This is a genomic window from Sporosarcina sp. FSL K6-1540, assembly GCF_038620285.1.
GTDB lineage: Bacteria > Bacillota > Bacilli > Bacillales_A > Planococcaceae > Sporosarcina > Sporosarcina psychrophila.
In genome coordinates, this window is sequence record NZ_CP152018.1 from 4,559,075 (window position 1) to 4,585,425 (window position 26,351).

A 26,351-nucleotide genomic window follows, 5' to 3' on the forward strand; every position below is an offset into this window, starting at 1 on the left:
TTTAAATCATCTCCATCATCAGCTTGTGAGGCTGTTCAATTAGGCTTGCAAAACGATTCGTGAATGCAATGGCTGTCGCACCATCAGCAACACGATGGTCAAACGCCATTGACAGTGTCATGATATGACCGATAACAATTTCATCATGCTCATTGACAATCGGTTGTTTTTTCGTTTTGTGGAAAGCAATTAGAGCTGTTTCAGGGTAGTTGATAATTGGTGTGGCACCCATACCACCCAGGGGTCCAACATTACTCACCGTAAATGTGCTGTTTTTCATTTCAAACGGTTGTAATTTACCAGCGATTGCTTTTGCTGTCAAACTTCTGACATTTGCATTAATCTCTTTGATGGATTGTTTATCAACATCATGTAAAACAGGTACAATTAGACCGCTATCGGTATTTGTTGCGATACCGATATGATAGTTTTTCTTGAGTAGTATCCGGCTATTTTCTTCATCAAGTTCAGCATTGAATATCGGGAAATCCTTCAACGAAATAACGAGTGCCTTTATAAGAAATGCTGATACACTAACTGATTCACCATCAACTTTCAATTGCTCTCTCATTTTAAATAAGTTCGTCATATTGACCTCGTCAAAATGAGTAACATGCGGAATTGTAAAGAGTGATTTCGTCATCTTTTCTGCGATTTTTCTTCGAATTCCTCTAAAAGGAATTTCATCAGGAACCTCTTGGTCGACCTCTACCTGCTTACTTTCCTTCTTTGATTCCGTGTCGGTTTGTTGTCCTTTTAAGAATCGTAAAACATCTTCTTCGCTTATTCTTCCAGAAGGATCACTAGCATGGACATCTTCAATATTTATATTGTTATCCCGTGCAATCTTGCGTGTGTATGGTGCAGCTAGTATTCGATTAAAAGGCATATGAGGGGATTTCTCTTCTAGTTTAATTGTCGGGATTGCTTGCTCCTCAGCAATTAACTTCGTTTCTACGTATGATTTTTGTACAGCTCGAACAGCTTCATCAATTTCAATATAAAGTAGACTTGTTCCGACCTGAACGATTTCCCCTGCTTCAATACGTATTTCTTTCACAATACCTGAGCAGGGTGAAGTAAGTTCAGCGACCATTTTGTCTGTTTGTACCTCAACAAGCGGTTGATCTGTCATAACCGAATCCCCAACTTTGACTAAATAATGGAGCACTTCCCCTTCGGTCATTCCTTCCCCGACATCATGTAACTTTACTTCGAGCATTCCATTTCCTCCTTAAAAATGAAGCACTTTTTCTATTCCTTCAACGACACGTGCCGTAGTTGGAAGATAATGTTCTTCTAATGTAAAGAATGGAACCGGTACGTCGAATCCCGTCACGCGTTCAATTGGAGCTCGTAGATAAAGGAAAGCGGTATCGTTTATAATCGAAACAATATCATTGCCGAGCCCTCCGGTATTATGCGCCTCATGAATGATGACCGCTCTCGTTGTCTTCTGCACAGATTGAGTAATGATGTCCCGATCGATTGGATACAATGTTCGCAGATCGATAATTTCGCAACTAATCCCCTTTTTCCCGGCCAGTTCGGCGGCTTTTTCTGCGATTGAAATCATAGCTCCCCAAGCAATAAGTGTGACATCCGAACCTTTACGCACGATCTTCCCTTTACCAATTTCCACAGTATACTTTCCAACAGGTACTTCTTCTCTCTTCGAACGGTAGTTTTTCATAGGCTCCAAAACTAGAACAGGGTCAGGATCTTCCATCGCCGCAATCAATAACCCTTTAGCATCGTATGGATTAGACGGACAGACTACCTTGATGCCAGGCATATGTGTGAATAAAATTTCTGTACTATCAGAATGTATTTCGGGCGCACGAATTCCTGCCCCGTATGGTGCTCGAATGACTATAGGCACAGTAAAACGAGACATCGACCGCATTCTAATCCTTGAAACATGTGTCATAATCTGTTCGTACGCAGGATAGATAAAACCAAGGAATTGGATTTCTGCAACCGGTCGAAAACCGTTAACTGCAAGACCTATTGATGTGCCAATAATTCCTGCCTCTGAAAGCGGAGTATCGACTACCCGGTCATCCCCAAACTGCTCCTGAAGTCCTTCTGTCGCACGGAACACTCCACCGTTTTTACCGATATCTTCACCGAGTATGATGGTTCGATCATCCTCGTCTAGCATCAAACGCATGCCATCATTAATCGCTTGGATTAGTGTCATTTGTTTTGTCGTTTCGTTTTTTGGATCCGACTCTTTCAGTTGTGTCATCAATTATTGCCTCCCTAAATGTGCAAGGTACGCTTCTTTTTGTTCAGCGAGTTGTGCTGGCATTTCAGCGTATACATGATCGAAAACGTCAGCTACATTCGGCGGCGGGAACTTTTCCATTTCTTCTACTGCTGCTTCAACTTCACTAGTCGTTTCTTCTTTAGTCGCTTGGATCCACTCATCATTCCAGTAGCCGTAATTCTTCATGAATAATTCTAATCGGATAAGAGGGTCAACAAAATTCTCTCCTTGTTTTTCAGGACGATATTTAGACGGATCATCAGCAGTCGTATGAGCTCCTTTTCGCCAAGTAACCGCTTCTATCAATGTCGGGCCATATCCACACCGGGCATAGTCAAAGGCCTTTTTCGTTTCAAAATAAACTGCAAAACAATCATTACCATCAATTCGATACCCTGGCATACTATAGGCAACTGATTTTTGAGCGATTGTTGCAGAATTCATCTGTTTTTCAATCGGAACCGAAATCGCATACCCATTATTTTGATTAAAAAAGACGACTGGTACTTTGAATACGCTTGCAAAATTCAATCCTTCATGAAAATCCCCTTCCGAGGTCGCACCGTCGCCGAAATAGGCAATTGCAACATTTTGTGTTCCCCTTCTTTTTTCAGCCCATGCAGCGCCTGCGGCATGGGGGAGTTGAGTCGCAATTGGAACAGCTGGCGGGAAAATATTTCTATCCGTTGGAGCTACACAACCTTCTACTCTCCCATTCCAGTACAAAAATGTTCTGGCCATACTTTTCCCGAACGTTATCGTCGCACCATGATCACGATACGTCGGGAACACCCAGTCGTCGGCATTTAGTGCGAGTGCGCTACCAACTTGAGCAGCTTCCTGTCCTTCAAAAGGCGCATAAGTACCTAGACGTCCCTGTCGTTGCAAATTAATTGCTTTTCTATCAAATGTACGAACTCGTAACATGTGATAGTACAAATTTTTTACCAATTGCTCATCTATCTGCTTTTCAAAGCTTGTATCAACAAGAAAGCCTTTATTATCTACTATTCTTTTTATAGGGTAGTTATGTTCCACTTAACTTGCCTCCAATCAGGAATGATTGCGAAACGACCGCTTTGGTTTAGCTGGTGCTGAGTAAAAGCTATTCCTTCTTCCTCGATCCGCTATTCTTTTCTCGCACATTGCATTAGCGGATTCCTCTGTTGTTTTTCCACCATTCGCAGCTTCCTCGTAAACTTCCAAAATTGCATCGTATATATGTTTCGTTTTCACAAGTACCCGCTCATGGTTAATGCCATACAATTCATCTGCCACTTGAATAAGCCCACCAGAATTGACGATATAATCCGGTGCATATAATATCCCTTTATCTCGTAATAATTTACCGTGTCTATCATCTAATAACTGATTATTAGCCGAACCTACAATCGCTCTTACTTTAAACTGAGGAATTGTAGCGTCGTTAATAATTCCACCAAATGCACACGGAACAAATATATCCGCTTCCTGCGAATAAATAGCTTCATTTGCAACAATTTGTACGTTACCAGTAGTTTTTGTTGCAACTTCTTCAATTGCCCGCAGACTCTCTTCATTAATATCCGTTACGAAAATGCGAGCTCCTGCTTCAAGCAATCCACTTGCAACTTTGAATCCAACTTTTCCAAGACCTTGAATCGCGTATATATGTTGGCCTAAATCGTCATTTCCATAGAGCATCTGATTGGTCGCTTTTATACCGTACAAAACACCTGCAGCTGTTGGAATTGATGAGTCTCCGCCGCCCCCATATACCTCAGGGAGACCATTGACGAAATTGGTTTCTTTCATTGCGTGAACGAAATCATCCATTGTCGTTCCCATATCCGTTCCCGTATAAAAACGGCCGCCCAGTGAATTCACAAATTGACCGAACGCACGAAATAATTCCGGTGATTTATCTGTTTTCGGATCACCGATAATAACTGCTTTCCCACCCCCGAAATCGACATCGGCTGCCGCACATTTATAGGTCATTCCTTTTGAAAGGCGAAGAACATCTTCTAACGCTTCTTCCACACTGCTATAAGGTTGCATGCGACATCCGCCGAGTGCTGGTCCAAGCGTTGTGTCATGAATTGCAATAATCGCACGCAAACCTGTTGAAGAGTCATTACAAAAAACGACTTGCTCATGCTCACTCATTCGATCGAAGAGTTCAAATTCCTTTGTCATTGACGTTCTTTCAGCTAGCATTACTCGATTCTCCCCTTTAAGATTGGTCATGAAAACCTCTTTTTTCAGGATGAAGCTTCATTCAGCTTTTCCGCAATTTTTTCCTTTAACAATATAACTTGCATCACTTCACCTTTTCCGATAAGCCCTAAATGATTTTCTGCAGTGACTTTTGTCACAACCCTATTGTCACGAAACTCAATTAAATTGGCTGTCAAGGTTACTCTAGATCCAAGTGGAGACGCAGCAAGATGCTTTAGTTGGACTGATGCACCCATTCCCTCTTCATGCTCTTCCAAAAATGGAAGAATAATTTTTCGAGAAACCCACTCCATATGATATGTCATTGCTACTGTTGAATAGACGGGATGTACAACTTTCCCCTCAAAAGAAGCAAACATATCCTCTGTCACAATTATTTCGATCGTCTCTTCTCTACCAATGTTTAACCCACACTTCATCCGCTATCCCTACTTAAGTTATAGTTTAAATTACTCATTTTTCCTTATGTCCTTAATTTCTTCTATCGATTTATTCAGCTGATTTTCTGCTTCTTCCATCATGCTATCAAGTAGAATCTTCACAGTCGGGATGTTTTCAATTAATCCTGCAATTTGGCCGCTATTGACAAAACCATTTTCCATATCGCCTTCGATTGCACCCAAGACATGTTGTTGTTCCGAAGTCATTTCACTATATTGTTCCAATGTCATTCCTGCTTTTTCTAAGTCTTTTAGTTTCATTGCGTATGGCGTTTTTAATATCCGTCTCAGCCGCCCTACACTGCGTCCAATAAGTAACGTTTCGGTATCACTTGCATTCACAAGGTTGTGCTTGTACGTGTCATGAAATGGAGCTTCCTTTGTCGCTATTAAACGGGTACCCATTTGCACACCACTCGCCCCTAACGTCAGCGCAGCTGCCAAACCTTTACCGTCACCGATTCCCCCCGCAGCAATTACCGGCACGTTAACATTCTTCACTATTTGAGGTAGTAGCGTAAATGTCGTCAGTTCCAAGTTAGAGTTGACGCCAGCTGCTTCAAACCCTTCTGCCACGAGAATATCTGCCCCCGCTTCCTCAGCTTTAAGTGCGTGTTTTACTGAGGCTACAAGCGCAATGACTGTCACGCCTTGTTCATGTAGTAGGGGAATATAAGGTACTGGATTTCCTGCTGATAGCGAAACAACTGATATATTATGTTTAATGACAAGATTAATCAGCTCTGTTACGTATGGTGAAATACTGATTGCGATGTTGATTGCGAAATTCTTGTTTGTCAGTTTTTTCGTTTCAACTATTATTTTTTCTACTTCATCTGGAGTCATTGTTCCGCATCCAATTGTGCCGAGTCCCCCTGCCTCTGAAACAGCCGCTGTCAGTTTTGCGTTACTGATATTCCCCATTCCACCTTGTATAATTGGAAGAGTGATTTGAAGCACTTTACAAACGTATATCATTTTTCTTCCACCCCTGTGCAATTATGTTATGCTAAGAAGAGTTAAAAGATAATTAAGATTAGTAAACTAATTTGAGGGGGAATAGTTTTGTTAATCACATTTAAAGGAAAAAGCCCTGTTCTTGATCCTTCGGTTTTCGTCGCTCCGGGTGCAAAAATTATTGGAGAAGTTCAAGTTGGGGCAGAATCTACTATTTGGTTTAACACGGTCTTGCGGGGAGATGAAGGGCCGATTACAATCGGTAATAAATGCAGTATCCAGGATAATTCAACAATTCACTTATATGAAGATGCTCCAGTCGTTATAGAAGATGAAGTTACCGTTGGGCATAACGTTATCCTGCATGGCTGCAAAGTCGGAAAGCGATCGATTATTGGAATGGGTTCTACAATTCTTGACCACGCAGAAATTGGTGAAGAATGTATTATTGGCGCCAACACATTAATCCCACCAGGCAAGAAAATCCCCCCTCGTTCATTGGTTGTCGGTTCTCCAGGAAAAGTAGTAAGGGAATTGAACGACAAAGACTTCGAAATCATTCAATTATCGATCGATTCATATGTTCAAAAAGGCTATGACTATCGGGAGATTTTTAAAAACGAAGGACAATAATTGAGTTTCCTATATAAGATTTTCTCTCTAGAGAAACTCTTATATTGAATATTACATGGGGCTATAAACCACAATGGTTTGTAGCTCCTTCCTTTTGTGGATAAACCAATGTTTCGATATCTAAACGGATTAGCGAGGAATACATTAACTAATTGGTTCACCTATTGACACGCTATTATCCTTCATAGTGTAAGTTGCAGTAAAATCGAAAGAAAAGTTTATTCTAGAGTGACACTTATTTGTATACGACAAAAAAACGTTGAACTATTCAGGTTCAACGTTTTGGATGCATTTCAATATCACCGGCTTAGAAACTGGTGGTTCTTAATTCGCTTGACACTTTCTCTGGCAGTCCGCACTTTTAGGCCCCTAGCCCTTTTTCATCATAGAACTCGGCTTAATCTTCAGCATTTCCACCTTGTACTCTCAGCCCAGGAACTAAAAATATGGAATGTGGTAACAATTCTCTGACCTTTTTTGCATCAGATGGATAGGTTGCTCCGACGACTGCAAATTTACAACAAATAAGCATAACAATTAGCTATGCTTTTAAAAATTATTAATGTCATCTATTACACTTTTTAAAACCTCAATTGATTCGACTGTGTTATTTTCATATTCCAAGCTATGATTGACATTAGGAATGAGTCTCGCAACTATTTTTGGGTTGTTTGCCAATTGATTAAACCTTTCCTCGGTATAACAATGATCATTATCTCCGATGAAACATAACCCACTATTAGTAATGCTAACCATTGCATCGAAAACATCATCCCTTTGAATCAACGGAGTTAACCATACTGCTTTAGCTTCTTCGAAGATATCCCTCCTTAACTCTGAGCTCATAGCAATTGTTCCAAGAGATTTGCCGATTATATAAAAGTTTTCATACGAAGTTTCCCTTAAAACAGTATCAATTACTGTTCTCACATCGTATTTAATTGCTTCGCTTAATTCTTCCATACTAAATTCTGCATAGACTCTGTCATTGTATTGATAATTAACTTGTAATACATCAAAGCCTTTATTTAAGAATATATCTGTTGAGTAATGAAAAAGAGGACTCCGAATGGTATATCCTGCACCCGGAAGAAAGATGCTCAAATTTCCCGCGTTTTCTTCAGATCTTAATAACGTATAAGAAATATTCATTCCTTTATATCCCTTAACGCTTTCTGTATTTGTTTTCAACATTGATATCTCCCCCGTTCCTTATCAATTATACATATTGTCCCAAACTAAATATATAAATATTTCAATTTATTAGTTTTTTGTGTCCGCGTTTATTTATTCAATTCAACTGCCTTTCAACAATCGAACTACCACACCTTAGAAAATGCAAAAACAAAAATGCACACCATTAAGTAACAGCCTTTGAGAAAATAGCCAAAAAGAAAAGCACCGCTAAATGCGATGCTAATTGATACTCTAAAAGGGTGCTGATGAGGATACCGTTTAATTTGTTTAATGACCTTTTATAACCCCAACAGAACCCGTTACTTTGGGCAGCCAGTTACTTTTTAGTTTGTTAAGTAGTCACTAATAAGCGGGTGGTCATCTGCGTCATACGTTTTATCTTTCCTGCGCATGTCATTGTCTTCTTGGAATACCTGTTCGAAAAAACGGCTTGCTGATTGAGCGAGCAATTTATAATATTGTTCAAATAACAGAGTAGCGTGATTACCACTCCACACTTCAGGCAGCAGCTCTTTTGGGAGACCTGGATCTGTAAAGAGAAACTTTCGGTATTCGTGCACAAGATTGGTGCGCTCCACGAAACACTCTGCATCCGTCATTTCACCTTCGTTTATTATACTTTGGTGGACAATGTATTTTTTGCTGTACGTCGCAATGAATTCTTGATATTTCCCTTCAATTTCTTGAAGTGGCCAGCTTTTTTCAACGAGCAAGTTGTCCGCTTGCGGTCCTTTGTAGTCACATACAAAGAAATCTACGTAAAACTGAATATCATATTTTTCAATAAGAAGGTTCACTTCTTTTTCGAGATCAATTGGCGAAATCCAGCATCCATTTGAAAAACTTCCGAATCCGCTCCATAATAACTCTTTTCGAAGTTCATCACGAATTTGTCTTTTTTCTTCCGGAATCGTATACATAAGCATGCGCCATTTTCCGTCCCACTCAGTTGGGTTTAATTTGAAAATACGAATTGCCGCTTCTTCAATCCGTGCTTCCCCTCGCACCGTCAAGAAATAATAACTTTTGTTGCCTTGTTTTTCGGATTGAATCCATCCTTGTTTCATCATTCTTGAGACAGCTACTCGAACCGATTGTTCATTATGACCAAATTCCTTCAATAACCGAATCAAGCTGCCAATCCATACTTTGTTGCCGTAATGACGGATATAATCACCGTAGATTGTAAAAATCATTGATTGTGTATTTGCCATGATATTCACTCTTTCTTTTTTCGTTCCTTATCGATGTATCACGATTCGACAGTTCTTTTATTATTCCGAGACATTCTCAATAATTGCCGCAATTCCTTGGCCTACCCCGATACACATTGTTGCGAGTCCATATTGAACATTCCGTCTTTTCATTTCATATAAGAGTGTCGTTAAAATTCGGGCACCGCTCGCGCCTAAAGGGTGTCCAAAAGCGATTGCTCCACCATTGACGTTTACTTTTTCAGCGTCCAACTCTAACTGTCTAATGCACTCGAGTGATTGGGAAGCGAAGGCTTCATTCACTTCGACGAGTCCTATATCATTCATCGTCAATCCCGCACGTACTAGCGCTTTTTTTGAAGCAATAATCGGACCAAGCCCCATGACAGCCGGTTCAAGTCCCGCCGTTGCCCCCGCAACATATTTTGCTAAAGGTTTAAGATTTAGTTCCTTCGCCTTTTCGGCACTCATAAGAAGCAATGCACACGCGCCATCATTAACACCTGATGCGTTGCCTGCTGTAACTGTACCGCCCTCAAATAATGGTTTTAATTGTGCCAGTTTCTCAAGCGTAATGTCCGGCCGCGGATGTTCATCTTGATCTACAGTGATTTCATTGCCTTTTCTATCCGTATAAACAACCGGAACAATTTCTTTGGAAAATCTGTTAGCTTCTATTGCTGCCTTTGCACGTTGTTGGCTTTCATATGCAAACAAATCCTGAATTTCTCGCGTTATCGTGTATCGCTGCGCGACGTTTTCAGCGGTACGCGGCATCGAATCCGTTCCGTACATTTCTTGCAGTTTTTCATTTGTAAAGCGCCAGCCAATTGTTGTATCTTGCAGTTCCATATTACCTCGTGGATTTGCCTTATCCGGCTTTGCCATAACAAGCGGGGCACGCGTCATACTTTCCGTTCCGCCTGCAATGTAAATATCACCATCCCCAACTGCAATTGCTCTTGCAGCGTAAATAACAGCGTCAAGACCTGAACCACAAAGACGGTTAATCGTCGTGCCCCCCGCCTCGACTGGAAGACCCGCCAACAAACCTGCCATACGTGCAACATTGCGGTTATCTTCTCCAGCCTGATTGGCGTTTCCGAGAACGACCTCTTCGATCTGCTCTGCGGGAAGTTCAGGATTTCGAGCAATAAGTCCCTTAATAACGACGGCTCCTAAATCATCCGGACGTACGTCTTTTAACGCGCCATCGTACCTGCCAATAGGTGTACGAACAGCGTCTACTATGACTACTTCTCTCATTTCGTAATCAACTCTTCTCCATGTGTATAATCGTAGACACCTTTTCCGCTTTTCCGTCCAAGACGCCCCGCTTTTACGTATTGTTCTAGGAGAGGCGCTGGACGGTACTTTTCTCCAAGCTTGTCATATAAATAGTTCAAGTTGTTCAAACGTGTGTCAAGACCCACTAAATCCACGAGCTCGAATGGACCCATAGGGTAATTTAAGCCAAGCTTAATTGCTTTATCAATTTCTTCTGCTGTTCCAAGTCCCTCTTGCAGCATATAAAATGCTTCATTGCCGACAAGCGCACTAATCCGGCTTGTTACAAACCCAGGAAATTCATTAATAACAACCGTTTCTTTTCCCATATTGACAGCAACTTGTTTAATCGTCTCTACCGTTTCATCACTCGTTTCCAAGCCCCGGACAATTTCAACAAGAGTCATTTTATGTACGGGATTGAAAAAGTGCATGGCGATTGTTTTTTCTGGGCGTTTACCGAAAGAAGCAATTTCTGTCGGACTCATCGTCGATGTATTCGTTGCAAAATAACAATGTGCTGGTGCATATTCTTCAATCGTTTCAAATACTTTCTTTTTAATGGCAGCCTTTTCAGGAACAGCTTCAATGATTAAATCCGCATTCTCTGCGGCTTTTGCCAAGTCACTTTCATAATTTAAATTACTATGCGCTTGTTCAGCCTGATTTGCTGATATCTTTCCGCGTGCGAGACCTTTTTCAAAGATACTATCAATTTCTTGTTTCGCATTTTCCAATGCGGATTCATTAATGTCGACAATTGTAACTGTATATCCGCCAATCGCTCCGACATAGGCTATTCCTCTGCCCATCACACCGGAACCGACAACAACTATTTGATTAATCATAAGTGATCCTCCTTTTTATGATGAAAGAATACGGACAGGAGATCATACATCCCTGTCCGTATTCTTTCATCTATATATTCGGCACTACTTATTTAGAATTAATTAGGTGATATACCTCACCCGTATAACGAACAAATCTAGCGAAGGAGCGACACTAATGAAAGGCAGCCCAATTTCGCCGCGTCCTGCGGCAAAGGCTGCACACCCGCATCCTGCAGGCGCCGGAGCAATAAGACCAAGGAGGGAAGCAGTTCAATCCCTCCCTAGTGATCTTCTGACGGGCTTATTGCGTGAGGCCATCACCAAGCGACTAAGCGGTGTTGGAAGAACATTCTATTTGTTAAGTGCCGACTATCTATTACGCTTTTCTTTGTGTCTAGCTCCAGGCGCCAGCCCCTCGGGTCATAAGCCGTTTTGCTGTGGTGGCTGAAGTACGCCTCCTCGCAAACCGTCTTATGCCTGTCGGGGCTAGACGGCGCCTTGCGCTTTTCTTTGTGTCTAGCTCCTCGCGCCAACCCCTCGGTCATAAGCAATCCAGCTATGTGGCAAAGAGCGCCACGTCGCTAGATCGACTTATGCCTGTCGGGGCTAGACGGCGCCTTGCGCTTTTCATAGTCCAAATGGATTTACTGGCCGACTGCCAAAGTACGACATAATGCTTTTTGTTTCAGTGTAAAGATCAAGCGATCCGATTGCTAGCTCACGGCCAAATCCAGATTGTTTATAGCCACCGAATGGTGTACCTGGGAATGCAGAGAATGGCGTGTTGATCATAACGATTCCCGCTTGAATTTGGTTCGCAACACGTGTTGTAGTTGCAGTATTTGTTGACCAAATAGAAGAAGCTAGCCCAAAATCTGAGTCATTTGCTAATGCAATTGCCTCTTTTTCGTTTTTAAACTTCGATACGACGACAACTGGTCCAAAGATTTCTTCACGAACAACTTTCATGTCTTGTGTTACGTTTCCGATTATTGTCGGCGCATACCAAAATCCGTTTTCAAAGCCTTCTGGTTTTAATTCTTTACCACCAGTAAGGATTTCAGCACCTTCATCAATTGCAGATTGAACATACATTTTCACTGTGTCCAACTGGCACTGATCAATAACTGCGCCCATATGTGTTCCTTTATCAAATGGATCCCCAATTACAAGTTTTTCTGTTTTAGCAATAAATTTTTCAACGAACTCATCGTACACATTTTCATGAATATAGATGCGTGTACGCGCATCACACGATTGACCTGTATTATTGAAAGCTCCGTAGAGTGAACCATCAACGGCTGCTTCAATATCTGCATCTTCAAAAACAAGGCTTGGGGATTTTCCACCAAGTTCTAGTGTTACGCGTTTTACTGTTCCTGCTGCTTTTGCCATAATGTCTTTTCCAATTGGTGTAGAACCCGTGAATGCAACTTTATTCACTAGTTCATGTTCTACCAAGTAATTACCGATTTCAGATCCAGATCCTGGCAAAATGTTAACGACGCCTGCTGGAACCCCTGCTTCGTAGCAAATTTCTCCAAGAATAATAGCTGTAAGTGGCGTGAGAGACGCTGGCTTAATAACGACGGAGCACCCTGCTGCAATAGCTGGAGCAATCTTCCAAGCAGCCATCATAAGTGGATAGTTCCACGGAATAATTTGCGCGCATACACCAAGTGGTTCTTTTTCTGTGTAATTATGGAATTGACCAGGTACATTATTCACAGAACCCCCATGTCCAACAATAGCGCCCGCATAAAATTCAAAGTCTTCAATGGCTTGTGAAATCTGCCCTTTAGCAGCTGCAAGTGATTTACCCGTATTCAAAATTTCTAGTTCTACCAGCTCATTAAAGCGGGAGCCCATAATTGCTGCAATTTTGTTTAGTACACGTGCACGCCGTCCTGCAGGAGTTTTTTTCCATTTTCCATTATCAAATGAATCCCTGGCAGCTTGAACAGCTTTTTCAGCGTCTTCTTTCGTCGCTTTCGCTACTTCAGCAAGTAGTTCACCCGTCGCCGGATTATAAATCTTTGTGCGCTCGCCACTGCTACTTTCGACTTGTTCACCGTTGATAAAAAGTTTGTAGAAATCACGCTTCATCGTTTCTTGTTCGATTTCGATTTCGATTTCATGGGTTTTTGTCATATGGTTTACTTCCCCCTATTGGCCTGTAAAAACAGGTTTTCTTTTTTTCATAAATGCATTGATGCCTTCGCGATGATCTTTTGTTAAACCAGCTATTCGCTGTCCTTGGGCTTCATGTTCAAGATATTCTTCAAAAGAAAGTTCTGATATCGTCATCAATGAGCCTTTGATTAATCCGATTGCTTTTGTTGGTAAAGCGGCAAGTCGTGTTGCAAATGCAGATACATCCTCTTCCCATGTTTCTGATGGAATCAGTCGGTTTGCAAGACCCATTGCAACCGCCTCTGTAGCTGGCACTTTTTCTCCTAAAATGGCTAATTCTGCAGCTTTAGATTGTCCGACTAATTGTGTTAAATAATAAAGATTACCTGAATCCGGAATAAGCCCCACATGGATGAATGCATTTAATAAACTGGCACGCTCAGACATTAGTCTAAAGTCACAAGCAAGCGCAAGGCTAAACCCCGCCCCTGCTGCTACACCATTTACTGCTGCAATAATCGGTTTTTCACATTTTCTGATTTGCTGGATCATCGGTCCATAATGATCTCTTAACACTTGACCATGATCCATATAATCATCAACTTCTGATAAATCTTGTCCGGAACAAAATGCCCGGCCTTCACCCGTAATGACAACACAGCGCACTTGTTCATCATATGATGCCGCTTTGATTGCATCTTTTACTTCACGATTCATCTGCGAGATAAAAGCATTCAGTTTGTCAGGTCTATTTAAAATGAGCCACGCAATTCCATCTTTGACATCGTAACGAATTGTCTCAAACATTTAGCACACTCCTTACTTTCCTTGATAATCCGGCCTTCTTTTCTCAACAAATGCGCTCATACCTTCTTTTTGATCCTGTGATGCGAAAAGAAGGTAGAAATTTTTCCGTTCATACTGCATTCCTTCATACAAGGGATAATCCACTGCTTTATTAACCGAATCTTTAATAAGGCGCAGTGAGAGCGGTGGTTGTTTGGCTAGTCGATTTGCAAACTTCAGAGTTTCTTCCATTAATAGTTCAGGAGCAACAACTTTGTTAATGACTCCATGTTTGAGTGCTGTTTCCGCGGAAATACGCTCTCCTGTCCAAAGCCATTCGAGCGCTTTCGTACGTCCGACAAGTTTCGTCAACCGCTGTGTCCCTCCTGCACCCGGCATGACGCCGAGGCCTGCTTCCGGGAATGAAAATTCTGTACCGCTTGCTGCAATTAAAATATCACAGCACAATGCAAGCTCAAATCCCCCTCCTAAAACAAAGCCTTTTACTGCACCAATGATTGGCTTTTTAATAAGTGTAAAACGGTCCCAATCAGCAAATTGGTTCAAGAGTTCAAGGCTGACTGGGTCATCTCCAGTCATTTCATCAATATCAGCCCCAGCTGAAAATGAACGGCCTTTTCCAGTAAGGACGATAATGCGAACTTCTTCTTCTCGATCAAACATTTCCATTGCAGTAACGATTTCACAAACCATTTTCCGATTCAACGAATTTAACTGGCGAGGACGATTCAGTTCAATCACCGCGATGTTTCCCTTTACTGTCATTTCAATGAATTCAAAACTATACACTAGGCATCCTTACCAATCATTAATGTGACAAGATCACCCGCAAACCCCATCAAGTCTTTGCCTGATGCCTTTCCTTCAGCTGTGCGCAAACCTGCCAGTAACGCCTCTAGATTGTCATACTTCATCTCACATGTGAGGTAATATTTCCCTTCACCTCCCATTGGAGATCCCGATATTTTTGTTATCTTCATTTCACGGAGACCTGGAATTTTTGCTGTTAGTGGTGAATGTACATTGAAATAATGATCATCAAAAGCCTCTTTGTTTTCAGGGTGTTTGTACAAAGCAATTAGTTTAGCCATTTTTTCTTCTCCTCACTTTACATTAATGTAGACACAGGTTTCATTGCCTCAAATACGTTTTTACAGCTCTTGCAATACAAAATACTTCTGCAAGCCGTCGGTCCAAAAATATTTTCCATTGATACATAGCCAGATCCGCAATAGGCACAATCCACATGCCATGATCCATCTTCCTCAAAATAGCGGGGCGGTGGAGCAATCCCAAACTTTTTCAGATTCACATGACCTTGTTCCGTTATACGGTCTGATGTCCATGGCGGATGAAAGACGAATTCTACTTCAATCGTTTCAACTTCCGGTAGTTTTTTCACAGCATTTACTGTATTCGTTTTAATAAATTCGAGTGCAGGACATCCCAAAAAAGTCGGTAGAAGTGTGATTTTCACGTTATTTCCTTCGGTTGTGACTTCGCCTACCATTCCAAGATCAATAATACTCACCGAATCAATTTCCGGATCTTTCACATTCATAAGTACTTCAAAAATACGCTCAGTTGAAACATCTACAGAAGCAGTCATATTATTCACCTCTTTCCTGGTACCGTTTACCAGACAGCTGCCGGGTCAAGCTTGTAAACTTCGGAAAGCGTGCCGAGTGCTTCATCCAAGTCTTTTGTGTGCTCACCGTTTCGTCCGTTCATCACGGGATGATTCGGGATCAACGGTACTTCCATTTGGAGGGTTTCGAACACTGGATTGATGATAGCTTGCCATTGTTTCTTCATTTTTTCCTCACTGTCTATTAAGTTACTGCTTTCAATCTTTTGTTTCTGATTTCCAAAAGAAAATACATCTCCAAAATCATTCAAAACAAGCGTAATTGCATCATTCATTTTCTTTTTTGCCACATCCGTAGAACTCATTAACTGCTTAAACCACGTTTCCCAGTGCAACTTGTGATAATAAAGTTCCATTTTCACTTTTATCGCCACTTCAGCAATAGGTTTGTATGAGCTTTCACATAACGAATCCATTTTTACCTTTTTCGCTTGTATATAAAAATAACTCCTTACGACTTGATAGGCCCAGTCATAATTGGGTGTTTCCATATAATAACCTTCGCCGTTCACCCGTTCCGTCAAAATGCTGTTCTTTCTTTCATCTGTCGGACGTAAATGGGCCAAGTCATCCGCTTTTCCAGCTCCAAGCTCTTCAAGTAATTTGTAGTACATCGCCGCATGCCCCATACTGTCTTGGCTAATGGATGAGGAAGCAACGTCTTCTTCAATGTGAGGAGCGAGTCCGAGCCATTCAGATCCGCGGAATGCGTACAGAAAATCATCATCTGCTAATTGGAACAACAAACTAGTGATTGCTTCTTTATATTCCATGCTCATGCCATTGTCTGTTATGCTCATTTCCGCTCCCCTCCCCATGACAAAATTTCTTTTTCATCAAGCACTTGCTGTTCATATTGACGCCATTTTTTCTTTAAGTAACCATAACCTTTTGTCGTCCTGTACTCTTTATTGTCTAGCCTGGTGAGCGTCATCTTCTCTTCGGCATTCATTTTCCTAACATTCTTTCGATTTATAATCCAAATGTCTGCAACTGGTTCACGGCGCATGAAATTTTCCTGTGCCAAAATAAGTGCCATATCTTCATTTGGAGCCAGTAAGCTGAATTGGTGTTGGAATGCCGAGCTCGGTGTCCGCTTACTGAACACTTCATATTCTTGATAAAATGTTTTTTCTCCAGTCATTTTACTGACTCCTTCCATTAATTAACGACTGCACTTAAAGCATCTCGCACCCATGTATTATTTTCATAAGATGTACGACGCAGGTTCAGGCGTGCCTGAGAACGAGGTCCTTCATTTCTAATAATTTTCTTGAATTCATTCCAATCCGGTTGTTTGTACGTCCATATTTTGCTTTCAGCATCGAATTTTATGGTCGGATCTGGGATTGTTAGACCAAGAGATAAAATACGCGGGATATATTTATCAAAAAAGATTTGCCTGAACTCTTCGTTTGTTTTTGTCCGGATTTTATATTTAATAGTCAAATCTTGTTTCGAAGAACCTGTTGTTTCTTTACTCGCAGGTCCGAAGAACATTAACAGAGATTCCCACCAATAATTGATTGATTCCTGAATCATCGATTTTTGATCATTTGTACCTTCCGCAAGTGCCATAATAATAGATTCACCATGCTGTGCATGAAACACTTCTTCAGCGCAAATACGCTGTAACGCTCTCCCGTAAGGCCCATAAGAAGCCCCAAGCATATTTGTTTGTGTAATAATTGCAGCCCCATCAACGAGCCAACCGATTATTCCAGCATCTGCCCATGTAGTTGTTTTCATGTGAAATACATTATGAAATTTCAAGTCTCCATTGAATAAGTCCTGCATTAAATCTCCGCGATTCTTGCCATATGGTTTAAGTAAATCTTCAGTTACCCGAAGAAGCAGTTGACCGTGGCCCATTTCGTCTTGCACCTTGGCCATAATGCCTAACTTACGAGAAAGGGATGGGGCTTTTGGTACCCATTCTTTCTCTGGGAGAGCCCCCATTATTTCGCTCATTCCATGCATGGAAATCAATTTAATCAATGTCAGCCTATATTCTTCAGGCATCCAATCATCGGCTTCAATTTTGTCACCTGCTTCAATCCTCTGCATAAAGTGAGCTAACTTTTCTACTTCCGAATTGTATAAACCCGTCATTTCACAGCCCCCTAGTTTAAGGTATGTGTTTCCGACTAAACATATAACACTTACATAACGTTAATCTAAAACTCAGTTATATTTATAGACATACCAATCCGATAATACCGTGTGCCTTTTCCATAAACAGTCGCTTTACTTAATGCTTGGTCGCCCACTTTAATAGAATCTGTCGGACATCCGACTTATGCATCTTCTAAATCTTCAAGAAGATGTTCAGGTACTTCTGCTGTTCCTTCATTTCTATACTTTGAATACCTTCTGGGACAATTCCCAAAAACAAAAAAACACCGGCAAAATTCTGCCGATGTCCATTTTTAATACGTAAATCAATTGCTCATGCTATTTTTCTCGATGCTTTCAATGTCTTGAATGACCTCACCATTTTCCACTTTTTCTCCATTCTCCATGTTTATAAACAACTTGCCTTCCGCCATTTTACGCGCTTCGTTTTTGAAGTTGTCAATAACTTTTGCTTCAATACGCGCTCCGTCAGCAGTGACACCAAACGGTACTGTCCAGTAACCTACATAGTGACCTGGTGATGTCTCACTAAATGGAAGTTCGGTGGCATTTGTCACTTCGTTGCCTACATTTGTCAGTGGCATGTGGATTACAAAACTAGCTTTTAGTCCTGGGGCACTGTCAAATTCTATTTTTACACTTTTGCCTGTTGTTAAGTAGACATCATTAGTTGGTGTTAAATTTTCGATTGATGGTGCATTATATTGAGCTGTAACTACCACCGTCTTCGAAGTTTGGTTATTCGCTTTATCACTTGCAACAACCGTTATTTCGTTTTCACCATTATCAAGCAAAATACGTTTGGAATAGTTTCCATTTACGACTTCCGCATTTTGGCCGTTTACTTTTACCCAATCAAGGTTAGCATCAGAAACCGTCCCTTCAACCATAACCGTTTCACGATTCGATTTATCACCGTTTTTCGGGTTATCGATTGTCAGTTCAGGGTTTTCAGTATCTAATGTCACTGTAACTGGAGCAGATTCGCCTGTCACTTTGCCATTAAGCGTGGAAACTGCCTTGAACTCATTTACTCCTTCTGCAAGCTCATTTTTGATTGTAAATTTGCCGTCTTCTCCAACCACTGCCGTCCCTGCATCTTCTCCGTTGTTTTTCAGCTGGATTGTTGTCGTCGGAGATGCTGTCCCTTCGATCGTAATACTTGATTCATTTGTCGTGAAGTTCTCTGCAGGTGAAGTAATAATTGGTGCATGGACTTCATAGCTGACACGTGCACGAATCATGTAATTCCCTTCCGCCGCAGGTGCTGCTGACCACGCGCCCGATACATATTGATAACTTCTTCCCGCGTTCGTTCCAGTTTCATCTGTCGCGAGACCAGGTGAATTTGGACTTGGATCTTTCTGGATGTAAACCATGTAAAAGTCACCGCTGACAACTATGTTGTGCTCAGTTAAATCTACAACTGTCCACTCTCCGTTACGCAGAGCCTGTGCATCGATTGGTCCTGCAAGTTTCTTGCCAGGAGTTCCGTCAGCACCCGTTGCATCCCATACTTCTACTGCAAAAGCCGTCCCTCCTGGAACTGGCCATTCCGTATCCCAGAAGCGGAGTACGCCGTCTGTGACAATTCCGGATTCTTTACCTTCTGGAAGAGACATTTTCACTCCCCAGCCATTACCTGCATCGTAGAATGCACGCGCATTCTCGCCTGTGCCGTCGTCATACCCAATTTCGCCGCCTGGATATGTGTAAAATGGTTCTAGTGCGAAATCTTTTTCAGTCGTGCCGTCGCCAATTGTGATAGCCGCTTCTTGACTATGGTAGCCACGTGCAATCACCTTCAACGTGTAGTCGCCTTCATAAGCGGTGATGGAATAATTCCCATTTCCATCTGTTTCGACAGGTGTAATGTTTGCATCTTCGATTAGCAGCAATGTTGCTCCACCAATTGCTTCACCTGTTGACTGATCAGTAATTGTACCGCTTACCGTGGATTGTGTAATTTCATTTAGCGTGAAATTAACTTTCGTTGAACTGTCTGCTTCGATTGTTACGGATTGCTCTTCAGATTGGAATCCGTATGCTTCTGCTTTCGCCGTAAATGTTCCTGCTCCATGCGTCAGTGAATATTTTCCATCAGCAGGGTTCGAATAGACCGAACGCCCTGTTTCAAGCACACTGACTTGTGCACTTAAAGGAAGCAGTGTAGGGTTTGCCTTTTCGTCTTGGACTGGCGGTTGTTCTTTCTTAGGAACTACCGGGTGAATTTTTGTCGGATCGATAGGTTCTTTGAATGCATCTTTTTCTTTTTCTTTAATAATACCGAGGTCTTTACCAGATTCGGTTTTAATAGCTTCAAGATTTTTACCGCTATTTTTCTCATTGCTTCCGTTACTATCTTGTGTAGTTCCTTTTTGCATTTTGCCCGTTTTTGAAGTAGTTGTCAGTGCTACATCATCAATATACCAGCCATCTTTTACAACGCTAGCGTCGGAAAATGCATTGAAACCGATGTAAACACGTTGACCGCTATATTCCGACAAGTCAACTTCACCGTCAATCCAACCGTCCGATTGACCTTGAACCATGAGTAGTTGGGTCCATTCCACCTGATCTATGGAAATGAATACATGACCGTAATCCCATGCTCTGCCGGATGTAGATTGCTCGAAGTTATGCCATTGTTTAAATTGCAAGAAGGAATCCCCTTCTGGCAAGTCAACTGGAGGCATGACAAGTGTTGCATTCATATTAGTTTCATATGTGCCTGTAAGATTTGTCGCATATACTTTTTCACCTGAAGAGGCGCTATTTGGGCCAGATGTTGGTACGCCCCACTCCCAGCTGTTCTTCTCGCCAAATGAAGTCCAACCAATCGGCGTTGTTTCAAAGTCTTCTGAGAAGCCGATTGTGATGCCCGGCTTCACTTGAATCGTGTATTCTTCACTTGTCACTTCATTATTCCCAAAATCATTGATTGTCCATTTGTAAGTGAATGTATTGCCTGCGATACTTTCGCCCGCAATCGTTGCTCCAAATTCACCTGACTGGTAATTACCCGACTTACGGCTAGCTTCCACCGCTTGCCACTTGTTAGCTGCGTCCTTATAGTTCAATGTGACAGACGCGATACTAATATTATCTGTCGCTTGAACCCTCAAATCTAAATCCATTCCCGCGTATGTTTCTGCAGGCGCATCATGCTTGTATGTTGGTGCTTCATGATCGTCACCTTGTTTTGAAACTTGACCTTCCATTTTCCCAAGGCCACTAGCGATTGATGAAACAGCTTCGTAAGCATCGACAAGTCCATATCCATAGCCGTGGTTCGGAGACTGTGGATATACTGCGTCAGTCAACGGTGTCGCTGTATCAAGTAAAATCTGTTCCATTTCATCGACTGTTAAGTTGGCGTTTACTTGGCGAAGTAGCGCTGCCACGCCCGATACAGCCGGTCCTGCCATTGATGTTCCATTCCAACCGCCTTCATAACCGCTGCCTGGAACGGATGAACGAATATTCACACCCGGTGCAGAAATGTCGGGTTTAATTTCTGCATATGGAGATGGACCACGTAGAGAAAAGCTGCCTACTTTGTTATTAATGTCCGTTGCGCCAGTTGCAAAAGATTCAGGGTAATTCGATGGAGCTGCAACTGATCCGGGTCCGCCTGGATTAGATAGCGTCGTGTTTCCTGCAGAAAACTCTGGGAAAATTTCTGCTGCTCGCCAGTTTTTGACAACATCACGATACCATTCATCAAGTCCTGGTCCACCTCCCCATGAATTATTCACGACATCTGGCGCTAGATCGACGCGTACATTACCGTTGGCGTCTGTCGGTGCCAAAATCCATTGAGCTGCAGCCAGTAAATCTCTATCTGACCCACCAGCCGTAGTGAATGCTTTAACAGCGATCCACTTAGCACCTGGAGCAACACCGATTTGGTTAGATCCATTCGGTTCGCTACCGACCATTGTGCCAGTAACATGTGTTCCATGACCGACATCATCATATGGTGTAGCTTGTCCTACAGTTGCGTCAAACCAATTGAAGTCATGGTTCACATCACCTGATGCCGCATTATACCCTCGATATTGTTCTTTCAATGCGGGATGGTTCCATTGAACACCTGTATCGATGCTCGCAACAACCGTACCGGAACCGTCAATGCCCATGTCCCAAACTTGCGGTGCATTGACACGCTCAACGTTCCATTCTACATTTGCAATTTTAGATTCAGGAGCAACTGCATTTTCAGTTTTTGTTGCAAAAAGTTCGCGCGTTTCATTGGGTAGCACTTTTTCAACCTCTGCGAATGTCGCTACCTTTTGCGCGACTTCCTTCGTGGCCGTAACAGCCATACCGTTTACGATAAAGTAAGAGGTGATGTCTTTAGCGTTTCCTGCTTTAACTTGCTGTTCAAGATACTGTTTAACATTTTGTTGTGTTTCGATAGATGTTGTTTTCAGCTCGGATACGACAGCCGATCGTTGCATAAGTTCCACTTTTTGTGCCGATAAATTTGCATTAATTGCATGTTTTTTTGCTTCACTCGCTACTTTTTCCGTATCCGTTTTTTCTTTAAATTTTATCAAAAAAGTGACGGTGTCAGCTTTTCCGAAGCTTTCCAGCAAGCGATCACTTACTTTGTCCTTTGAAATTACATTAGAGTTATTTAAAGATTCGTGGAGTTTTTGATTCGGCTCTGCGTTCGCAACTCCAGGTGTGACCAGGGAAAACACCATGAGTAACGATGCAATAATGCTGAACACTCTTATTCGACTACGCTTCTTCAAATTCATTCCTCCCTCCGATTTTTACAACGATTGAACTGCATTTTTTAAATCAATAAAAAACACCCCTTGCCCCCTTCCTAAAAGTTAGTGTAGGTACCCGACGGTGTCGCTTGTGAAAATCTAGTTGATACTACTAAACATACACGGATACTAAATCTCTTTTTGTCGAATATTGACAGAACTTTACCAATTGATAGTTTTTATCTACTCTAACCCTATTTATTCCAGTAGAAAAGTTCTATGGAAATAATTAGCACTTCAACAAATGATTGTGCTACACCCTTGGTATCATTGCGTTTTCTTGATGACTTGAATTGAAGATAGATTACCATTTTTTTGCATCATAATTAATAAATACATAGATATGACTAGGTATGATAAATTAATGCCAATTTCCAATTATACAGATAGGAATAAATAGGTATTTATAACTCGTATAAATATAAACACAGTATGCATAAAGTACTAATACGATCATATTTCATCGATTTAATTCCTATTCTCAGTAATGTAGATGCCCTGACTTGAATTTTCATTTTAGAGGGGGCTTTTACCACTGAAAGGATTTGAAGTTCTGGAGAACGATAAAAAAGTAGTAATGGAGAATTATTTATTGACTATAAAAGCACAAAAAAACCGGGTTCTAGAATGATCCCGGCATAACTTTTTACTCGGTTATAAAATAGTTTAAACCCATTTTATTACCTAGCGCACTTCATTTTTTCATCAACGAAAATCTCACTAATAACGTCGTGGCACAAAGCAACAACAATCCGAAGATCCCAACCGCAATACCCGTGTTTTGTAATGTTAGGGTCGATGCAGGCAAACCGCAAAGGGTGGGATCGAAAGAGATAGCACCTAACATCGTTCCCATGATTGCTGCTACTCCTCCATTAAAAAAACCGGCAAGAACCGATTGTTTCTTTGCCACCGAACTGAATTGAGTGCCTATTACAATACCAATCCATAGGTTAACCGTACAGATAACAGTAAAATCCATCGGAAAAACCAAATATAATGTGATTGCGATGACAAAACTGGTAATCTGCCCCGCGGCTAAGGTAACTGTAAAGCTGAGACGGTCGCTGATTCTAAAACGTAACTTATGGAATAATGCATACATATAAACGCCCAACAAACTACTTAACACGAGCAAAAATAATCCAAATAAGATCATCGCATGCCTCTCCTTATATTTTTCAAGAAGACTTTGTCGCTTTAAACAACATCATAAATGAACACAAGACGAATAATTCCATCATTATGGCAAACGGAATACTGTATGATGCGGCAGCTCCAATCATTGGTGCCATCATTCCCGTCATAAGCCCGCTAATATATCCGGTGAGCAACGTTTGATTGTCAAAAATTCCTCCGAACAAACTTCCCACCAGCATCCCTGTCAAAGCAGCTACTACGGTCACTTCCATATAATAGACCGGGAATTCATAAATCAAGAGGACGCCCGTTCCAAGAGCTAGTCCTCCGCCCGCTACCATGGCGATATTCATCCCCAGATGAAAATCAATCAACTTTCTTCGCCTGTATAAAAACTGATAAGTGACACCAGCAAGTAGAAATTGAAAAATTAACAAGCTCCAAATCCATGCCGACAAACGGATTCCCTCCTCACGACATTGTATGAAAACGGGGAGTAAAAGAATCAAAAAAATGCCAAGCACCAACACAATTTAAAATTGCGTTGGTGCTTGGCACCGATTTATTCTGAAGATGGCCTGTTAGCCATGTATCAACCAAAGGATATCACTTCATCGCATGATAGTGATATCCTAATACTATTGTAGTTAACTAATCGCAATTGAAACATACTGCGACTCTAAGAAGGCTTCAATCCCTTCACGTCCACCTTCACGTCCAACCCCACTTTCTTTCATCCCACCGAAGGGAGCTTGTACTGCAGAAGGTGTTCCATCATTCCAACCCACAATACCAAAGTTAAGTTGTTCGATTAAACGTGTCCCTATAGCAATGCTATCCGTAAATACATAAGCAGCCAAACCGTATGGTGTATCATTTGCTAATACGATTGCTTCTTCTATTGTGTCCACTTTCTGAATAGGAGCCACAGGTCCAAATGTTTCTTCTTTCATAATAACCATGGACGGATCCGCGTTACTAAGGACTGTTGGGGCATAGAAAGTCCCCCCATCTTTTGTAATTAGCTTGCCTCCTGTCATAAGGGTAGCGCCTTTAGACAGTGCATCCTCAACATGATGCGACACCTTCTCAAGACTTGCGCGATTTACTAATGGTCCAATATCTACATTTACATCTGTACCATTTCCTACTTTCAACTGGCTAACTGCTTCAGAAAACTTTTCTACAAACTCGTCATGAATACCTGACTGTACATAAATACGATTTGCGCAAACGCATGTTTGTCCAGCATTCCTGAATGCTGACGCAATCGTACCTTTCACTGCTAGATCTACATTGGCGTCATTTAATACAATCAAAGGCGCATGACCACCGAGTTCGAGTGATAATCGTTTTACCTGATGAGCACTTTGTTCGATTAAAATTTTACCGACTTCGGTAGATCCAGTAAAGGTAACTTTTCGAATTTTTTCATTTTCCATGATTGCTTTCCCTATTTTGCTTGAAGATCCAGTCACCAAGTTAATGACACCTTTAGGGAACCCAGCTTTTTCACATAACTCTATCATTTTAATGGCTGTCAGCGGACTTTCACTTGAAGGTTTAATAACAATGGTACACCCCGCTGCTAAAGCCGGCCCCATTTTCCTCGCTAACATAGCGGCTGGGAAATTCCAAGGAGTGATAGCGGCTACAACGCCAACTGGTTTTTTCCACACTTGCAAACGTTTGCTCGTCGTATGTGTAGGCAAGATTTCACCGTAAACGCGCTTGCCTTCCTCAGCAAACCATTCTAGAAAAGCAGCGGCGCTTGTCACTTCTCCTATGGATTCATTAATTGGTTTGCCCATTTCCATCGTCATCGTTTGAGCCAAATCATCACGATGTTCTATCATCAGTTCATAGAGCCTTTTCAAATAGTTCGCACGCTCATAAGCTGTCGTTTGTGACCACGTTTGAAATGCATCATAAGCAGCGTCAATCGCCACGTTTGCTTCTTCTTCCCCACCAATTGGCACACTACCTACGATTTGACCATTAGCTGGATTGATAACATCTAATTTTTCTAGATCTCCCCCAAGCCATTCACCGTTTATATACATTAAATGATGTTTCATTTCCTATTACCTCCACTCTCTATTTATTCAACAAACCTATCTATTTCTTTACTACCCTATTTATTCCCTAAGTATACGCTTTATTTCTTGCTTCATCTCTTCATGAGACTTCGCAGTTCCACATCACTACCTACTAGCCCCATACTAGTTTGATGATTCATAAAAGTCTGACTAATAGTGTTTTTTTCGAATTAAGAGCAGCCCCACAGTAAAAATGCCCCTGATGGAAATAGAATCAATCCAACTAAATAGAGCCACTTACAAAGACAAGAGATTGTAAAGCAAAATCTCGTCTTTATAAATGGCTACTAGCCCACATCTGTTGATTAACCAAAAGTAAACAGTGAATAACATAATTTCCTACTAGGCGCTACTTGTATAGTTGAATTTCCGAGTGCTCCGGATTGAATGACTTCTATACAGTTACCGGGATGTCTGGCTGTGTAGGGATACGACCTTGTCGCATCCCTACACAGTTTTTTCGGTAATCGTATGGTGGTCCTTCATCCATCGCGCTCTAAATGCATAAGTACTCGTAGTGCTGAAACTTTTTTTGACGAAAGAATAGGTGTCTT

The 26,351-nt window shown here is 41.5% G+C and carries 23 protein-coding genes; 1 reads left to right on the forward strand and 22 read right to left on the reverse strand.

Features of this window, described 5'->3' with window-relative positions:
- Position 1 precedes the first annotated feature (1 nt).
- The 6 genes from MKY15_RS21960 to MKY15_RS21985 are packed head-to-tail and all read right to left on the reverse strand — an operon-like array spanning position 2 to position 5,910.
- Entirely contained in the window at positions 2 to 1,222 is a 1,221-nt protein-coding gene (locus MKY15_RS21960) for a dihydrolipoamide acetyltransferase family protein (RefSeq protein ID WP_342538594.1), read from the reverse strand.
- Positions 1,223 to 1,234: 12 nt separating this feature from the next.
- On the reverse strand, positions 1,235 to 2,251 hold the full coding sequence (locus MKY15_RS21965; RefSeq protein ID WP_342538595.1) for an alpha-ketoacid dehydrogenase subunit beta: 1,017 nt from the start codon (positions 2,249 to 2,251) through the stop codon (positions 1,235 to 1,237).
- Positions 2,252 to 2,254: 3 nt separating this feature from the next.
- On the reverse strand, positions 2,255 to 3,310 hold the full coding sequence (gene pdhA / locus MKY15_RS21970; RefSeq protein WP_342538596.1) for a pyruvate dehydrogenase (acetyl-transferring) E1 component subunit alpha: 1,056 nt from the start codon (positions 3,308 to 3,310) through the stop codon (positions 2,255 to 2,257).
- Positions 3,311 to 3,325: 15 nt separating this feature from the next.
- Positions 3,326 to 4,471, reverse strand: a complete 1,146-nt coding sequence (locus MKY15_RS21975; protein WP_342539802.1) for a Glu/Leu/Phe/Val dehydrogenase — start codon at positions 4,469 to 4,471, stop codon at positions 3,326 to 3,328.
- Positions 4,472 to 4,515: 44 nt separating this feature from the next.
- Positions 4,516 to 4,911, reverse strand: coding sequence for a thioesterase (locus tag MKY15_RS21980; protein ID WP_067210598.1), 396 nt, complete (start codon positions 4,909 to 4,911; stop codon positions 4,516 to 4,518).
- 30 nt (positions 4,912 to 4,941) lie between these two features.
- Positions 4,942 to 5,910 carry a DUF561 domain-containing protein gene (locus MKY15_RS21985; RefSeq protein ID WP_340742361.1) on the reverse strand — a complete coding sequence of 323 codons (969 nt, stop codon included), beginning with the start codon at positions 5,908 to 5,910 and terminating at the stop codon, positions 4,942 to 4,944.
- Between the two features lie 87 nt (positions 5,911 to 5,997).
- On the opposite strand from MKY15_RS21985, the gene MKY15_RS21990 reads away from it, so the two are divergent.
- Complete coding sequence (locus MKY15_RS21990; RefSeq protein WP_340742362.1) at positions 5,998 to 6,522, forward strand: gamma carbonic anhydrase family protein; 525 nt, start codon at positions 5,998 to 6,000, stop codon at positions 6,520 to 6,522.
- Positions 6,523 to 7,071: 549 nt separating this feature from the next.
- On the opposite strand, the gene MKY15_RS21995 is transcribed toward MKY15_RS21990, so the two are convergent.
- The 16 genes from MKY15_RS21995 to MKY15_RS22070 all read right to left on the reverse strand — a co-directional run bounded on the left by MKY15_RS21995 (position 7,072) and on the right by MKY15_RS22070 (position 25,776).
- Complete coding sequence (locus MKY15_RS21995) at positions 7,072 to 7,716, reverse strand: alpha/beta hydrolase (RefSeq protein ID WP_342538597.1); 645 nt, start codon at positions 7,714 to 7,716, stop codon at positions 7,072 to 7,074.
- Positions 7,717 to 8,042: 326 nt separating this feature from the next.
- Positions 8,043 to 8,933, reverse strand: coding sequence for a phenylacetic acid degradation operon negative regulatory protein PaaX (gene paaX, locus MKY15_RS22000; RefSeq protein WP_342538598.1), 891 nt, complete (start codon positions 8,931 to 8,933; stop codon positions 8,043 to 8,045).
- Positions 8,934 to 8,993: 60 nt separating this feature from the next.
- Positions 8,994 to 10,199 (reverse strand): acetyl-CoA C-acyltransferase, encoded by a 1,206-nt coding sequence (locus tag MKY15_RS22005; protein ID WP_342538599.1) that lies wholly within the window; start codon positions 10,197 to 10,199, stop codon positions 8,994 to 8,996.
- On the reverse strand, positions 10,196 to 11,068 hold the full coding sequence (locus MKY15_RS22010) for a 3-hydroxyacyl-CoA dehydrogenase (RefSeq protein ID WP_342538600.1): 873 nt from the start codon (positions 11,066 to 11,068) through the stop codon (positions 10,196 to 10,198). Before MKY15_RS22010 ends, MKY15_RS22005 begins: the two co-directional genes overlap by 4 nt.
- 609 nt (positions 11,069 to 11,677) lie before the next feature.
- Complete coding sequence (locus MKY15_RS22015) at positions 11,678 to 13,201, reverse strand: aldehyde dehydrogenase family protein (RefSeq protein WP_342538601.1); 1,524 nt, start codon at positions 13,199 to 13,201, stop codon at positions 11,678 to 11,680.
- Between the two features lie 15 nt (positions 13,202 to 13,216).
- Complete coding sequence (locus MKY15_RS22020) at positions 13,217 to 13,990, reverse strand: enoyl-CoA hydratase-related protein (RefSeq protein ID WP_187045189.1); 774 nt, start codon at positions 13,988 to 13,990, stop codon at positions 13,217 to 13,219.
- Positions 13,991 to 14,002: 12 nt separating this feature from the next.
- A complete protein-coding gene (locus tag MKY15_RS22025; protein ID WP_342539803.1) occupies positions 14,003 to 14,755 on the reverse strand; it encodes an enoyl-CoA hydratase-related protein in 753 nt (250 codons plus the stop codon).
- Positions 14,756 to 14,778: 23 nt separating this feature from the next.
- A complete protein-coding gene (locus MKY15_RS22030; RefSeq protein ID WP_342538602.1) occupies positions 14,779 to 15,081 on the reverse strand; it encodes an EthD family reductase in 303 nt (100 codons plus the stop codon).
- A gap of 17 nt (positions 15,082 to 15,098) precedes the next feature.
- Complete coding sequence (gene paaD / locus MKY15_RS22035; protein WP_067210631.1) at positions 15,099 to 15,599, reverse strand: 1,2-phenylacetyl-CoA epoxidase subunit PaaD; 501 nt, start codon at positions 15,597 to 15,599, stop codon at positions 15,099 to 15,101.
- A 26-nt stretch (positions 15,600 to 15,625) separates the two neighbouring features.
- A complete protein-coding gene (gene paaC, locus MKY15_RS22040) occupies positions 15,626 to 16,438 on the reverse strand; it encodes a 1,2-phenylacetyl-CoA epoxidase subunit PaaC (protein ID WP_342538604.1) in 813 nt (270 codons plus the stop codon).
- A complete protein-coding gene (paaB, locus tag MKY15_RS22045) occupies positions 16,435 to 16,782 on the reverse strand; it encodes a 1,2-phenylacetyl-CoA epoxidase subunit PaaB (protein WP_067210636.1) in 348 nt (115 codons plus the stop codon). Before paaB ends, paaC begins: the two co-directional genes overlap by 4 nt.
- A 17-nt stretch (positions 16,783 to 16,799) precedes the next feature.
- Positions 16,800 to 17,750, reverse strand: a complete 951-nt coding sequence (paaA, locus tag MKY15_RS22050) for a 1,2-phenylacetyl-CoA epoxidase subunit PaaA (RefSeq protein WP_187045192.1) — start codon at positions 17,748 to 17,750, stop codon at positions 16,800 to 16,802.
- Positions 17,751 to 18,079: 329 nt separating this feature from the next.
- A complete protein-coding gene (locus MKY15_RS22055; protein WP_342538605.1) occupies positions 18,080 to 22,543 on the reverse strand; it encodes a S8 family serine peptidase in 4,464 nt (1,487 codons plus the stop codon).
- Between the two features lie 709 nt (positions 22,544 to 23,252).
- Positions 23,253 to 23,717, reverse strand: coding sequence for a hypothetical protein (locus MKY15_RS22060; protein ID WP_342538606.1), 465 nt, complete (start codon positions 23,715 to 23,717; stop codon positions 23,253 to 23,255).
- A 22-nt stretch (positions 23,718 to 23,739) separates the two neighbouring features.
- Entirely contained in the window at positions 23,740 to 24,156 is a 417-nt protein-coding gene (locus MKY15_RS22065; RefSeq protein WP_342538607.1) for a hypothetical protein, read from the reverse strand.
- A gap of 189 nt (positions 24,157 to 24,345) precedes the next feature.
- Entirely contained in the window at positions 24,346 to 25,776 is a 1,431-nt protein-coding gene (locus MKY15_RS22070) for an NAD-dependent succinate-semialdehyde dehydrogenase (RefSeq protein WP_342538608.1), read from the reverse strand.
- Positions 25,777 to 26,351: the final 575 nt, after the last annotated feature.

Bases quoted from the DNA above. Each gene is read 5' to 3' on its own strand.
- MKY15_RS21960 (WP_342538594.1), bottom strand. From the start codon at position 1,222: ATGCTCGAAGTAAAGTTACATGATGTCGGGGAAGGAATGACCGAAGGG.
- MKY15_RS21965 (WP_342538595.1), bottom strand. From the start codon at position 2,251: ATGACACAACTGAAAGAGTCGGATCCAAAAAACGAAACGACAAAACAA.
- MKY15_RS21975 (WP_342539802.1), bottom strand. From the start codon at position 4,471: ATGCTAGCTGAAAGAACGTCAATGACAAAGGAATTTGAACTCTTCGAT.
- MKY15_RS21980 (WP_067210598.1), bottom strand. From the start codon at position 4,911: ATGAAGTGTGGGTTAAACATTGGTAGAGAAGAGACGATCGAAATAATT.
- MKY15_RS21985 (WP_340742361.1), bottom strand. From the start codon at position 5,910: ATGATATACGTTTGTAAAGTGCTTCAAATCACTCTTCCAATTATACAA.
- MKY15_RS21995 (WP_342538597.1), bottom strand. From the start codon at position 7,716: ATGTTGAAAACAAATACAGAAAGCGTTAAGGGATATAAAGGAATGAAT.
- paaX (WP_342538598.1), bottom strand. From the start codon at position 8,933: ATGGCAAATACACAATCAATGATTTTTACAATCTACGGTGATTATATC.
- MKY15_RS22005 (WP_342538599.1), bottom strand. From the start codon at position 10,199: ATGAGAGAAGTAGTCATAGTAGACGCTGTTCGTACACCTATTGGCAGG.
- MKY15_RS22010 (WP_342538600.1), bottom strand. From the start codon at position 11,068: ATGATTAATCAAATAGTTGTTGTCGGTTCCGGTGTGATGGGCAGAGGA.
- MKY15_RS22015 (WP_342538601.1), bottom strand. From the start codon at position 13,201: ATGACAAAAACCCATGAAATCGAAATCGAAATCGAACAAGAAACGATG.
- MKY15_RS22020 (WP_187045189.1), bottom strand. From the start codon at position 13,990: ATGTTTGAGACAATTCGTTACGATGTCAAAGATGGAATTGCGTGGCTC.
- MKY15_RS22025 (WP_342539803.1), bottom strand. From the start codon at position 14,755: ATGACAGTAAAGGGAAACATCGCGGTGATTGAACTGAATCGTCCTCGC.
- MKY15_RS22030 (WP_342538602.1), bottom strand. From the start codon at position 15,081: ATGGCTAAACTAATTGCTTTGTACAAACACCCTGAAAACAAAGAGGCT.
- paaD (WP_067210631.1), bottom strand. From the start codon at position 15,599: ATGACTGCTTCTGTAGATGTTTCAACTGAGCGTATTTTTGAAGTACTT.
- paaC (WP_342538604.1), bottom strand. From the start codon at position 16,438: ATGAGCATAACAGACAATGGCATGAGCATGGAATATAAAGAAGCAATC.
- paaB (WP_067210636.1), bottom strand. From the start codon at position 16,782: ATGACTGGAGAAAAAACATTTTATCAAGAATATGAAGTGTTCAGTAAG.
- paaA (WP_187045192.1), bottom strand. From the start codon at position 17,750: ATGACGGGTTTATACAATTCGGAAGTAGAAAAGTTAGCTCACTTTATG.
- MKY15_RS22055 (WP_342538605.1), bottom strand. From the start codon at position 22,543: ATGAATTTGAAGAAGCGTAGTCGAATAAGAGTGTTCAGCATTATTGCA.
- MKY15_RS22060 (WP_342538606.1), bottom strand. From the start codon at position 23,717: ATGATCTTATTTGGATTATTTTTGCTCGTGTTAAGTAGTTTGTTGGGC.
- MKY15_RS22070 (WP_342538608.1), bottom strand. From the start codon at position 25,776: ATGAAACATCATTTAATGTATATAAACGGTGAATGGCTTGGGGGAGAT.